Genomic DNA, 12,242 nt, shown 5'->3' on the forward strand with positions numbered 1-12,242 from the left:
CGCATGCGGCGGGGAAGCGTCCTGGGCCTCGCGCTGGCCCTGTCCATCGGCACCGCGCACGCGGCCATCCCAGACGGGGTGGAACCCGTGCTTGCAGCGCCCATCCTGGCCAACGGCCAGCCCGCCAAAGACCCCGTGTTGCTCTGGCAGCAGAACGGGGCTTGGGTCGCGGAAGCCACGACTTGGCAGCAGCTCGGCGTGACCCTTCGCCCGGGCGAAGAGGGGCAGGACCTGACTGACCAAGCCTTGGGCGTCTCGGTGGCTTACAACCCCGAGAACGCCACGGTCCGGCTCACCATCCCCGCCGACCGCAAGCCAGCCCAGCAGCTCACCCGACGAGGCACCCCGGTTTCCCAGGTCTCGCCGGCCATCGGGGGCGTGCTGGTCAACTACAACCTCGCCACCCAGATCGCAGGCGGCCAACAAGCCACGTCCTTGGCACTGGACGCGCGCACCGGAGGGCGTTGGGGCGTGGTCTCCACCACCGGGCAGCTCAACCATTCCCCCAGCGGGTTTGGCATGCGCCGCGGCATGACGGCCTGGCAGAAAGACGACTTGAAGCGCCAACGGACCTGGCAAGCCGGCGATGTCTACGCCATCCCCCGCATCGGCTCCGTGGCGCTGGGGGGCATTCGCCTCGCGAAGGACCCGGCAGCCCTGGATCCGCTCACGCCGACGTGGCCCGTCCCGACCTTGGGGGGCATCGCGTTGGATCCGGGGCAGGTCAAGGTCCTGTCCAACCAGGCGGAAATCACGCGCCAAGACGTCAAGGCCGGCCCCTTCACCGTGGACAGTCGAAACGTGGCCTTGGGAGCCAGCCAAACGGCCGTGGTCGTGCGGGACGCCTACGGCCGGGAAACCGCCGTTTCCACTGCACGGCTCTACGTCGCCCCGACCCTGCTGCGTCGGGGCCTCTCCGCGTGGGAAATCGCCGCCGGCCAGGTCCGCGAAGACGAAAACCGCTACGGCACGGCCGGCGTCAGCGCTTCCTGGGCCAGGGGCGTCAACGACCGCTGGACCATCCGAGCCGGTGGCCAGGTGGACGAGAAGGGCAAGGGCAACGTCACCGTGGGTTCCACCTGGGCCCCGGGCACCTGGGGCGTGCTCGACGGCGAGGTGGGTCGCTCAAGCGACGGCGGGACGCGCTGGGCTGTTGCCTACGGCTACAAAGGGCCCACGTTTGGCGTGCGATTGGAACACGAGGAAAACGACGGGTTCTGGCGACTGCAGAGCGAGACCGCGCTGCCCATCGCGTCGCGCACCCAAGCCAGCGTTTCCTACCGTCCGGATCGCCGCTTCACCTTGCGCGGCACCTACAGCGCCATCGACACGGGGCGCTCCAGCCTAGCCTTCGCCTCCCTGAGCGTGAGCGCGAACCTGGGCACCGCGGGCCAGGTGTCCGCCAACGTGCTCCGAGACCTTCAAGGCGACGATCTTCAAGTGTCCGCCAGCTACACCTACCGCTTCGGCAGCAAGGCCAGCGTGGGCGTGCGGGCCCGCCAGGCCCCAGGCCAGGATGCCCTGACCACCCGAGCGACCTACCGCACCGAGGGCGGCCTTCGCTTGGCTGCAGAGCACACCGAGGGCGAACTGGGCAGCACCCGGGCCACGGCCGACGCGATGACCCGTTACGGCGACGCCCGGATCATGCTGGACCGCTACGACGGGCAAACCCAGGTGGCGGCCAACTTCTCTGGCTCCGTGTTCCTGGACCATCGCGGTGTGGCCTTCGGAAGGCCTGCCTACGCCAGCTTCGCGGTCGTGGACGTGCCGGGCCAGGCGGGCGTGCCGGTGCGGGTCAACGGAGCGCCGGTCGGCCAGACCAACAAGCAAGGCCGCGTGCTGGTGACCGACGTTCCCTCCCTGCTACCCACCACCGTCAGCCTCAAGGACAAGGAGCTGCCGGTGGGCGTGGAGATCGGGGAGACGGAGAAACAAGCCGTGGCCCCCCGGCAAGGCGGTGTGCGGGTGACCTTCCCCGTGCTGACGCAGAACGCCCGGGCCTTCATCCTGACAGCTCCGATCATCGCGCCGGGCACCGTCGCGTCCACGCCGAACGAACAAGCCATGGTCGGCTACGACGGAGCCCTTTACCTAGAACACCCTGAGCCGGGGATGGCCGTCGAGGTTTCGGGCGTGTGCAAAGCCGTGTTGCCGTCGCCACTGCCGGGCCTGGACGAAGTGGCGGAGTTAAGGTGCAACTAGCTGCTCAGATCTCCCTCGCGACCGTGCGGCGCCCCTAGCACCCTTGCCTTCGAAGCAATGACTGCGCAAACGGTCGACCCACAATCCGGGCAAACCGCAGGCTTGAGGAGCCTCTCTGGCAAGATAGGAACGATGGCCTCGCATTCGCAGCGCAGCCCCAGGGCTTCGACCTTCTGCACCCGCCGCTCCCGGTCCCCCCTGATGGCCAAATAGCTTGAGTTGCACTTGGTGCTCGGGCAGAAAACGGGCTTGTCGCCCGCTTGCTCAGCCGGACCGAGAATCAGCACATGGCCGCAGTCGACGCATTTGCCCGTCGCGAGATGCTTGCCGGCAGCGATCAGCGTCGAGCTCGCAACCTCTTCCAGCTCCGCGATGAGAGCCCGGAGCCTTTCGATCTTCGGCCGTGCGTTCGTCAGATCCTTGCGCAAATGGAGAAAGCTGCCCAACTAGTTGTAGTAGCTACGAAACTTGCTCCAAGGAATGCGTTTGGCCTCGCCTATCGGCAGGAAATCGCTGTCGTTGAAGGCAGCTCTTAAGTCACTTGAGGCGAAATCGAGGTCTTCGGGCAGCGGCGTCACCGAGATAGAGAAGCTGGCCGTTTGATCAGAGTTTGGATCGAACGCGGCCAGCATTTTGATGATTTGATCGGGTCGCCACTCTCTAGCCAACTCGGCTGAAATGTCGTCGCCGTAGGCGGCCAGATTTTGATAAGCCACGGATTCCAGACAGAATCGAAGCTCAAGTGCGGCATAAATCAGCGAGGACTCCTCGCCTTGGGTGAGGAAGGCCTTCGCCTTTTCGAGATGATCTGCGATTTTGTAGAGGGCCATGCGTGCAGCATACTGGCTCTGTAGGGAATGCGCTGCCCAATGGTGCACGGTGGCCGACAGGCGCTTAGTGAGTGCCGGATCCTGCCGACACCCCCGCGGTCGGTCTATAAGGTGTGGTGGAATCACCCTGATGACCTGTCCAGCTTCGGAGGTTTTGACCCCGCAGGAAAGAGGTGGGGCAGCGCTTGGCTTCTAGTGCAGCCCCTATCGATTAGAATCCCGAAGATCGACCGGGGTAAAGCAGGTGACGGGGATGGGCACTCGAGATGATAGTCCGTGGACAGAGGCGGAGGAGGTGATCGTTGCCAGGGCATACTCTGGCGGCAAGGGATTGCTGGAGATATCACGGAACCACCACCGATCAGTTCTGTTGCTTGAGGAAAAGCTCATTGAACTTGGTCAAATTAACCGAATTGCTGGTGTCGATTTGGATCAGGTGGCAGCTTGTGCCCCTGGTGAAGATTTAGGAGATCCGATGCTCTCTCTACTCAAGCACACGACGCGGCGAGAGGCTGAAGAGGCGGATCAAGTAAGAAGTGCATTGGAGTTCGGTTCAGAGCTTGAATCACTCGAGCAGGACTATGCCGCCGGATTGCTTAAGCAGGGTGAATACGAACGGCAAAACCGCCGTTTGATGGCACTGATTGAGGGCGGCGAGGCCGCCCGTGCTTGGCTGAAGCAGGAAGAAGCAGAGCGTGCAGCTGAACGCAAGCGCCTTGAGGCGGGAGGGGATGGTCGTTGGTCGGAGCTTGAGGATGATCCGTGGGAGGGTGAGGAGTGAGCACTCCTTGGTAAGTTGCCCCCTCATGATTCGCCCAGCGAACGGCTTCCAGCGGATCAGATGCGAGATTCATTTTTGTTCCCGAGGGTAACGCCTGAAAGGCTGATCTCGTCCGCTGCCTTGCCAAGCATCCGGGACCGCAGAGCGTTCGTAGAGATCTTGGACGGGGCTAGAAGTCTCAGCGGCCGCCCATGCAGATCGCGGTAGCAGGCATCAGAAAGGGTGCTGGAGACGGAGATGACCAGGCTCGGAGACACCACAAGCAAACCAGCATCGAACAGGGCGTGGATGTCCTTCCGAAGCAGCAGCCCGTTGCTGAGCGCATTGGTGGACGTGCCGTTGTAGGGCGTGATGTGCGCAGCATCGATCACGGCCGCGTGCGCCGTGCCTGTGACCATGCACACGGCCCCGTAATGCTCGATCAATCGCTTCCTGAACTCGGCCTGCCCATCCCGGATGACTCGCAGCACCTGCTCGACGCGCTTGCCATCCACCTCGACGTCTGGCGGAGCGAGTGAGGCGGGTGCAGAGCTCGGAATCAGGCGGCCGGACTCTTCCAGCGTCCCCCTGAGTGCTTCGACCGCGTCGTTCTTCATCATCTGCGCCGGGGCACGAAGGACGGGGTCAATCCCGGATCGGTGACGAATGTGTGCAAGCAACCGAGCGGCGTCCTCCAGGTAGGTCAGCTTTTGCTCCCGCTCACTCCACAACTGGCGCAGCGCGTCCAAATCCCATGACCACAACGCCAGCCTGAGCTCGCTGCTCGTCAGGCGAGGCGGGGCCTGTGCGCGCACCAACTTTTGCTGGGCTAAGGCCAGCTCCTCTGCGTCCGCAGCGGCGTCAGCAGGATCGATGCCTTCCCCTTCATCGTCCTCGAGAAAGAAATGCCCGCCGAACTGCCGCGTGCGATTTCGCTCCAGTTCCTGCTCGAAGCGCTGCCGGCGTCGCTTTGCGCGCCATTCGGCGATCCGTTGTTTGTCGTTGCCGTTGTCCATGCCATTCCTTTGCTGGCCGAATGCAGTAGTCCACGCTCCAAGACGGGCCGTTCAAGCGCTTGGGGCGCTATCTCGCTACGTCCTTCATGCCGTGTCTGCCGTTATCCCGGCGGAGTGAGACGCAGCCTGCAAGCGTAGAGCAGACGGTGCTAGCCGATTCCATTGGTTGAATCGCCATCGCTGGTCTCGACGAAGTGGTGTGGCCCAAGCGTCCTTAGCAATGCCAGCAGAGCGCTATGGGACGCCATCGCTTGCTCTAATGTGCTGGCCTCTTCCCCGTATCGAACGGCCGGTGACGTCTTCAATGCCGTTAGAATCTCTTCGCTGATACGAATGCTGAGCTTTTCCTCCAGCAGCTTGCCAAGGTGGACGTGGTCATGCCCCTTTCCGGCATCCTTTGGATACGAGTGTCCCTCGCGGGCAAGAAGGCCTTTCAGCAACTTCTCAGCGCATTGAGCCGCCTCCCAGCGCGCTTTTCCATACTCGCGTCGGCTGGCGATGGCATCGACGCTGTGCCTGAAATCTGCTTTTGCTTCAGAGAACAGTGCATGCCCGCCGAGTGAATCCAGAGTCATGATTGCTTGCCAACCATGCACAAATGCGTGGAAGAAAAACGCAAGCTCCGGGTCCGATAACTTGTTGGCCATCGGTTGTGTCAGTCCCTCCACCGAGCACAACACGTTGTGGATTGCCGGACCCCTGCCAACACCGCCCTTCTGGGCTATGGATAGGTCGCGATCAAACACGAGCGTCCCTTCGCCCATGATCATCGGAAGACGAACCTTCCAGAGGTTGCCGTTGACGACAACCAGGAAGCTTCCCGGTGAGAAGTCGATCTTCATCGCGTCGCCGTAGTGATCCGAATACCAGTCATGGACCTTGGCAAGTAGGTCGCGCGGACCGAAGGGGGGACCCCTGTCCGGTGGTCCGCCGAGGATTGGAGTGCCATCCAGCTTCAAGGTCCAGGATATTTGCTGGGAGGCTCTCATTCCTCGATGGCAGGGTTCGATGCCCATCGCCGAAAAGCGACTGTCGAGAGACGTCATCATGGCGTCGAACTCTTCTTCGTTGGTTGGGCGAGTGGGCCACTTCCACTCGTTCAGCTCATCTTTTCTCGACCGTTCCATGTCGCCCCCTTAGGGCTTAAGTAGATGTGCAGTATAAACGGCGCCACGCGGGCTCTGAGACGCGTGAATCCGGTGAAAGAAAGCCGCAGCGATTGAGAGGGGCAAGCATCGCCGGTGTTCGCGGGTTGTTCCTCAGCGACGTTGCCCCGATGGGGCCTGCCCCTCACCTGAGTTTGGTGGTCCCCCTCATGGCGGGGCAGCACTTGGCGAGAGAGCCTCAACCATGCAGGGATGACGCCGCTCCATCTGGGGTCCGAAAACGGTGCAAGCCGGGTTTGAGTCGTTGAGGGTTTACAGTGGTTCTACGAAACGGCAGGATCAAGGTTTGACCAACCCCAAGGGAAAGCCATGGCACTGACGCTTGAACAAATCCGAAAGAAAAAGGCCGAGGCCGAGGCTTTGCTGGCCGAAATGGAAAAGGCCGAAGGCGATGCGCTTGCGGCCGAAGCCGGGGCCAGCTTTGCAGGAGTCTACGAGACCTTGCAGCAGTTCGGGCAGCATTACACGACAAAGCAGAAGAACGATCTGAAGGCGCTGCTTGAGCCACGCAAGCCGTCTTCCGCAAGCACCGGCATCAGTCGCGCCCCGAAGTTCCAGATCCCGGATGGGACCACGTGGGCTGGCACTGGACGTCAGCCGAAGGCATTCCTTGCATGGGCCGAAACTGCTGAAGGTAAAGCGTGGAAAAAGAAACACCCGGACCAGGAATGGCCGGCGCACCCGTTCAAGGCCTGATTGCCATTGGGCGTTGCAGACAGAGCCCCGGCAAACCGGGGCTTTTTTTGTGGGCGTTCAGTGAATGGCAGCCACGCGCAGGCTGGGGCGGAAGCCCCGGCCCATGTCCTAACCTCCCCGGAGGGGGCTTTTCAGGCGCGGTCCCGGCCGCGTTCTTTTGAGCTCTTGGAGAGAAAAGGCAACGTCAAACGCGGCATAAAGCAAAAGCGCATTGGGAGAAAGGCAGGTGGAGCCTCGGCTTCCGCCGGGCCCGGTGCTGAGCGGGAAATGTGAGGCGTTTCAGGGTTTTTCAGCGATTCGCGGCCCTTCCGGCAGTTTTGATATTTAGTCGATAAAACGCAGGGTGAAAGTATTGCGATTTTTTTGAGGGGGCTTAGTTTGAGTGGGTGGTGAGGGAATGCCCCCTCTTCAAAGGTTTTCTAATGATTGCTTGCGCTATTGGCCGGTCAGGCTTTGTTGCCCTTGGTTATCGGGGGGTCTTCTAATGGCCCACCACCACGCCAGGCCCCTCCAACTCAAGTCGGGCGAATGGGGCGCCCGGGTGCCCGCCCCGAATGTTCGGAACGGCGACAGGCTCACTGTGGTTGCCCGGAGCGGCAGCTCCTGGGAAGCCGTCGTTGTCGGCGTGGTTTGGCAAGGCCCGGAGGCCGCGATTTGCCAAACGGCTCGGGGGCTCATGCAGTGTGGGTGCTGCGGGGAAGTGGGGCAGAAAGGGGCCTACCCCTTCTCAACGTATCCGGCAGAAATGCAGCGTTGCGACGATTGCGGGGGTTCGGCATGAAGCCCCCAGCAACGCGTCGCCGCCGCTATTTCGCCTATCAACGCCGCTCGGGGTCCACGTGCTACTTCGACAAAGCCATGCACGCCCACCTCCAGCGGTATCCGCACACCATCGGCCATTACCAGCTCACGCGTTTCCTGGGCACTTCCGCGTTGCTGACCGCTGAAGAAGCGGCCGCCCAAGGATGGATGGCCAAGCCCAGCCGGAGGACCGCATGACAAGGCGCTACGTCCTCTGGCCCTCACAAGCAGGGTTCGAATGAAAGAGTTGATTGAAATCGAGAACGCCGGTTACCGCCACCGGGTCAAATACATGTGCGACTCAGAAGATGGCTTTGGCGTAGTGACTCGCCAGGAATACAGCTACCTCAAAGATGGGATTGTGGTCTGGAGTCAAGAGTTTCCGGCGGGCGTTTCGTTTGGCGAGATGGCCCTCGTTTTTATGGATTCGGGGTTGTATGTAAGAGCAGACCTGAAGGAGAAGAGGAGGAGCGGATGAGCCGCTACACGCTACAACCCAAGCGGAACAACATTTCACTTGTGGAGACCATCCATGAAACGTGGATTGACGCGCCCAGCAAAGCCGCGTTTCAAGCCCTGGCCGCCGCGCAAGGCCTGAGCATGCGCGCTGCACTGGCCCAGCTCATCGAGCAACACGCCCAGATTCGAGAACCGTTTTCCCCTCGACGCCCCACGCCTTGGACCGGAGAGGCGGCGAAGGGGCGAGAGCGCTACAAAACCGCGCTCCCCAGTGTGCAGGTGGCTCCCCAGGTCGCCATGGCCCTGCTCATCGACGCCAACCGAATCGGCATTCGTCAGCCAGAAGCCGTTCGCCAGTTGGTCTGGCGATGCATCCAAGCCAGCGCCTGACGAATCGGACTGCCTTTTGCGGGCATGGGGCCAAGGACAGCCACGCGGACGCTGGGGCGGAAGCCTCGGCGCTGGGTCTTTCCTCCCCGAAGGGGGCTTTTCAGGCGCGGCCCAGGCCGCGTTCTTTTGAGTTCTTGAAGAGAAAAAGGCAACGTCAAAAGCGGCATGAAGCAAAAGCGCATTGGGGGAAGGGCGGGGGGCGGGGTTTCCGCCGGGCCCGGCGCTTGGCGGGCAGTGGAAATATGAGGTGTTTCAAGGTTTTGGCATTTTCTGCCAATGCCCGTCAGTTTTGCATTTTAGTTAGAAAAATACAGGGTCTATCTATTGCGAAAAGTTGGTTTTCTTTTACTTTGAGATCAGAGAAGAGCGCCGATGCTCTTTAACCAAAGGAAACCCCATGTTGACGTTCTTTGCTTTTTGCCTCTTGGCTGGATTGGTCGCCGGATTGGCCATTGCTGATCGACCGGATGCGCTCTGATGAATACTCGCAGCCAAACCCAAGCGCCCGCCCGGTCTTCCATCGCCACCACCTCAGCGCTCCTGCGATTCCTGTTCGACGCCATGTCGGGCATGGGAGCGGCCAAGCTGGGATGGGAGATGGTGACCGACCCCAAGGCCAAGCTGTCGGACATTGCCATCGGCGTGTCGCTCTGCCTGGCTCCTGCAGCGATTGCGGCCACCTGGGCGCTTTGCCTGTTCGGCATCGCCCAACACCACCAGCTTTTTTTTAAACCCGAACCCCTGACAACCACGGAGGACCTCGCTCGTGCGAAAACTTTTCAACAAACTGCTTAACATCGCCGTTTTTGGCATGGTTCTGTTCGCCCTGGACCAAGTCCCGGAACGCCTGGATCGCATGTCGCAAACCGCCCAGAACCTGGTTCAGCAGGTGGGCTACTCCGGCCCCATGCAGGGCATCCCCTCGGGCGTGCCAGACGGTTACGAGTTCTGATGACCCCCGCACCCTGGCCATCGTCGGAGCTCGTTCGCCTCGCATGGGCGGCACGCCGGGATCCTCTTGCCCGGCAGCACCTGCTTCAGGCGTTCCAAGAGGGGGCCGATTTCCATACCCCTCTGTCCAGCAGCGATCTGAACGACGACCTTTTTGCCGTCCCTGGGGATTGCTTGGCCGGGGTGGTGATTCGGGAACTGACGGGCGTCAAGGACGCCGAAGAGTGGCTGCATGCGTTTCTTCGCGCGCACGAGTTGCATCAAGCTGCCACCTACTGTGGGAAGCGCTGGCAAGCGGCGCTTCTGATGACCGTGAGCCCGCAGTAAAGGGTGGCCCGGCCTACGCCTTGGGTTTCGCCGCCGCTTCCGCTCGCTTACTGAACTTCTTGCACCACTCGAGCATGTCTTGCACGTCCTTAAGGAGCTCGTCCGGCTCTGGAAGCCACGTTGGTGTATCAATGGATTGAGAGTGCTCAAACGCAGAATACTTGGTCATCATGCCGTCGATCAGTGCGCAGTCTGTCGGAGTGATTGCGCTGAGCCGCTGTAGCTTGTTGCGCGTGTTGATCTCGCGCTGATAGCGGTTGATGATGCCCGAACAAAGTTCGTCCTCTACGGAGCGCTCAACCAAGATTCGGAAGTTGCTGCAGGCGGCCTTCAGGGCAAGTTCTTTTAGTGGCGGATCAAGCTTCTTAAGCTGTCCGATGCTGCTGATCATTTGGTTCAAGCCGGATTGTGGCTTCAGAGAGAACGTATTGATCTGCGCCGGCATGCCGGTCCTGCTTCCATCGCGGGCGATCGATTCAACCGCGACCTTGACCGTAGACTGATCGAGGTTGGCCCGCTGCTTGGCGGCACTCTGCAGCAGGACCATCAAAGACAGCCGATGCGTGAACACGATCACCTGGCGATGCTCGGCCAGATCCACCAAGCGTTTGGCGACCGCCTCCTCAAAGCGTTGATCCAGGGAGGAGATGGGGTCGTCGAAGATCACGGGCATGCCCCGTTCAAGGCCCGTCGCATCGGCCAGGAAGGCCGCCAATGCCACGATGCGTTGCTCACCCTCGCTCAGGATCTCCCGATTCTTCTGGGCGCCTTGCGCGTCCTTCAGCTCCACGTAGAAGGTGAACGCGCCTTTGCCTTGGGAGCGATACGACATGCGGACAGGAAGCGAATGGCCCCCCAGCGCCCGCAACTCGGCATTGAAGCGGTCGCAGTAGCCCTTGGCCAACTCCGATTCGCCGATGTCATTGCTTTTGGTCGTCAACTGGCTGGTTGAGGTGGACCGGACAGCGGCTTCCACCGTTCCCACGCGTTTGAGGCGGATCACGTCCGCCCATACCGCATCGCGCTGCTCCGACAGCCACTGTTGTGCTTTCAGCTCTGCTAGGCGGGTTTCCTTCTCCTTCCGCCCCGTCGGGTCCAGCAAGCCCGCCAGCGCGTCGCGATCAGCGGTGGTTGTTTTGACCTTCTGATCGTAGGCGTTGGTCCACACCGACCACTCCACCGCCGAAGCCGTCGTGGCCCCGGCCATGGCTTTCAACCTCGCATGGATGGCCTCAAGCAGCTCAGTGGCTTGAGGGGCTTCCAAGCCAATAGCAGCGCACTGGGCCTGCCAGGCGACATCGGTGAGAGGACTGGGCAATGCCTTCTTCAGCGCCGTCAGCGCGTCTTCCGCGCTCTTGGCTTCTGTCTGCAGGGTGTCGTTGAGATAGCTCTCGAAGCTGGCCAAGCGGGCCTTGCCGTCGTCTCCCAACGGTTGCTGGCAGAGGACACAACGGGATTCGTCCCCAACGTGGGGGAAAGGGTGGTCACGGTAGGCAAGACCTGTCGAATACGCTTTTGCAGCGTCCCAAAGGGTTCGCCACACGGCGTCTCCGATGCCCTTGAGAGGCAACCCGTTGAGGAATGCCGTGGCATAGGCGGTGGCGGCCTGGCGCTTGACCTCTGCATTGCTGCGGGCATCCAAGAGGGCTTGGGCCTTCTCGTCGCTCAAGCTCTCCCTCAACGCCGAGACGCTTGTGGCCATCTGCGACAAGCGTTCTAGCTCTCCGACGGCCTTGGCGTGGGCCACTTCAGGGTTCGCCTGGGCCAGGGCGGTCTCTAGCGCCAAACGCTCATCGTTCAGTGCAGCGGGGAAAGCGCAACGCTGGTTGATCTCCTCTTCGGTCAGTTTCGCCGTCAACTTCCGGAGGACCGTTGCAGCGCTGCTCTGCGCGTGGTCTTCCGGGATGATGGGCAGTTTGCTGGTGAGCTTGGCTCCGCGGGCCTTCAACTGGGTGGCCAGGTCATCGGAGATCTTGATGAGCATCCCGACGAACCGCATGGCCCGGGGAAGGTGGGTGGCGGTGGTGGCGCTGTCGCCGAACTCCAGCGCCGTGGCTGAGTCGAACACCGGCACCGCTTTCAACGTCGCATGGGGGCCGTCGGTTGCTTGCCAAGTGAGTTCAGCAGGCGATGTGGTGCCGTCGGATCGCGTCGCCGTGACTTTGATGAGGGCAGAGGCAGCAGCGGGGTTTTGCTGGAACACGTTGCCGTGGATAGAACCCCTGGCCCGCGCGCCGCAAACGTGCTTCATTAAACGGGCGTAGCCCGATTTGCCGGCCCCGTTGGGTCCGTAGACCACGGTCATCTGGCCTTGGCTGAGGTCCAATGCCGCGTCCTCGCCAAGGGCATTGACGCCGCGGATGGAGGAGACCGAGTCGATGCGAAGCTCAGCGGCGGTGGGTGTCCCCAAGATGGTTCCCGGTGCCAACGCCGGGTGGGGAGCATCCAGCTTCTTGGCTGCCTCGGCCAGGCAGTGATCCGCCAGCGCCTCCATCTCCTCTTCGTTCGGCATGCGGCGGTGCTGGATCACCGTGGAAGCGGCCATGCGCAGCCAGCTTGGGCGGCCATTCAACCACTCTTCCAGAGTCGTAGGCGCAGCGGCCCCATTCTTGTTCGCCATCGGTCACTTCCCCTGTGAATG

14 protein-coding genes are annotated in these 12,242 nt (G+C 61.7%); 9 read left to right on the forward strand and 5 right to left on the reverse strand.

Annotated features, from left to right (window positions below; all coding sequences use genetic code 11):
- The first annotated feature begins 3 nt into the window (after window positions 1-3).
- Window positions 4-2,205, forward strand: coding sequence for a fimbria/pilus outer membrane usher protein (locus ACZK3J_RS06000; RefSeq protein ID WP_197594878.1), 2,202 nt, complete (start codon window positions 4-6; stop codon window positions 2,203-2,205).
- Here ACZK3J_RS06000 and ACZK3J_RS06005 read toward each other — a convergent pair.
- Together ACZK3J_RS06005 and ACZK3J_RS06010 are read right to left on the reverse strand one after the other, a co-directional pair.
- The gene (locus ACZK3J_RS06005) at window positions 2,202-2,633 is read right to left on the reverse strand and encodes a hypothetical protein (RefSeq protein WP_478476562.1); all 432 of its coding nucleotides are present in this window, start codon (window positions 2,631-2,633) and stop codon (window positions 2,202-2,204) included. The two genes, ACZK3J_RS06000 and ACZK3J_RS06005, sit on opposite strands and share 4 nt — an antisense overlap.
- Before the next feature lie 18 nt (window positions 2,634-2,651).
- Window positions 2,652-3,035 carry a hypothetical protein gene (locus ACZK3J_RS06010; protein WP_235648845.1) on the reverse strand — a complete coding sequence of 128 codons (384 nt, stop codon included), beginning with the start codon at window positions 3,033-3,035 and terminating at the stop codon, window positions 2,652-2,654.
- A gap of 253 nt (window positions 3,036-3,288) precedes the next feature.
- On the opposite strand from ACZK3J_RS06010, the gene ACZK3J_RS06015 reads away from it, so the two are divergent.
- The gene (locus ACZK3J_RS06015) at window positions 3,289-3,816 is read left to right on the forward strand and encodes a hypothetical protein (protein WP_143579325.1); all 528 of its coding nucleotides are present in this window, start codon (window positions 3,289-3,291) and stop codon (window positions 3,814-3,816) included.
- Window positions 3,817-3,872: 56 nt separating this feature from the next.
- Here ACZK3J_RS06015 and ACZK3J_RS06020 read toward each other — a convergent pair whose 3' ends face one another.
- Entirely contained in the window at window positions 3,873-4,811 is a 939-nt protein-coding gene (locus ACZK3J_RS06020; protein WP_114618587.1) for an HNH endonuclease, read from the reverse strand.
- Window positions 4,812-4,960: 149 nt separating this feature from the next.
- Complete coding sequence (locus ACZK3J_RS06025; protein ID WP_114618588.1) at window positions 4,961-5,938, reverse strand: HEPN domain-containing protein; 978 nt, start codon at window positions 5,936-5,938, stop codon at window positions 4,961-4,963.
- Window positions 5,939-6,286: 348 nt separating this feature from the next.
- Here ACZK3J_RS06025 and ACZK3J_RS06030 point away from each other — a divergent pair, with 348 nt between their 5' ends.
- The 7 genes from ACZK3J_RS06030 (at window position 6,287) to ACZK3J_RS06060 (ending at window position 9,601) form a co-directional block, all read left to right on the forward strand.
- A complete protein-coding gene (locus tag ACZK3J_RS06030) occupies window positions 6,287-6,673 on the forward strand; it encodes an H-NS family nucleoid-associated regulatory protein (RefSeq protein WP_114618589.1) in 387 nt (128 codons plus the stop codon).
- Between the two features lie 858 nt (window positions 6,674-7,531).
- Entirely contained in the window at window positions 7,532-7,672 is a 141-nt protein-coding gene (locus tag ACZK3J_RS06035; RefSeq protein WP_162792537.1) for a hypothetical protein, read from the forward strand.
- Between the two features lie 40 nt (window positions 7,673-7,712).
- Window positions 7,713-7,952 (forward strand): hypothetical protein, encoded by a 240-nt coding sequence (locus ACZK3J_RS06040; RefSeq protein ID WP_114618590.1) that lies wholly within the window; start codon window positions 7,713-7,715, stop codon window positions 7,950-7,952.
- Window positions 7,949-8,323, forward strand: a complete 375-nt coding sequence (locus tag ACZK3J_RS06045; protein WP_197593398.1) for a hypothetical protein — start codon at window positions 7,949-7,951, stop codon at window positions 8,321-8,323. Before ACZK3J_RS06040 ends, ACZK3J_RS06045 begins: the two co-directional genes overlap by 4 nt.
- A 477-nt stretch (window positions 8,324-8,800) precedes the next feature.
- Complete coding sequence (locus ACZK3J_RS06050) at window positions 8,801-9,118, forward strand: hypothetical protein (protein WP_478476565.1); 318 nt, start codon at window positions 8,801-8,803, stop codon at window positions 9,116-9,118.
- The gene (locus tag ACZK3J_RS06055) at window positions 9,090-9,275 is read left to right on the forward strand and encodes a hypothetical protein (RefSeq protein ID WP_114618593.1); all 186 of its coding nucleotides are present in this window, start codon (window positions 9,090-9,092) and stop codon (window positions 9,273-9,275) included. The genes ACZK3J_RS06050 and ACZK3J_RS06055 overlap by 29 nt, the downstream gene beginning before the upstream one ends.
- A complete protein-coding gene (locus tag ACZK3J_RS06060) occupies window positions 9,275-9,601 on the forward strand; it encodes a hypothetical protein (RefSeq protein WP_114618594.1) in 327 nt (108 codons plus the stop codon). Before ACZK3J_RS06055 ends, ACZK3J_RS06060 begins: the two co-directional genes overlap by 1 nt.
- 13 nt (window positions 9,602-9,614) lie before the next feature.
- Here the strand turns inward: ACZK3J_RS06060 and ACZK3J_RS06065 are convergent, their stop codons facing one another.
- Window positions 9,615-12,221, reverse strand: a complete 2,607-nt coding sequence (locus tag ACZK3J_RS06065; RefSeq protein WP_329754820.1) for an AAA family ATPase — start codon at window positions 12,219-12,221, stop codon at window positions 9,615-9,617.
- Window positions 12,222-12,242 lie beyond the last annotated feature (21 nt).

Source organism: Stenotrophomonas sp. 86428_Sma (assembly GCF_056481585.1).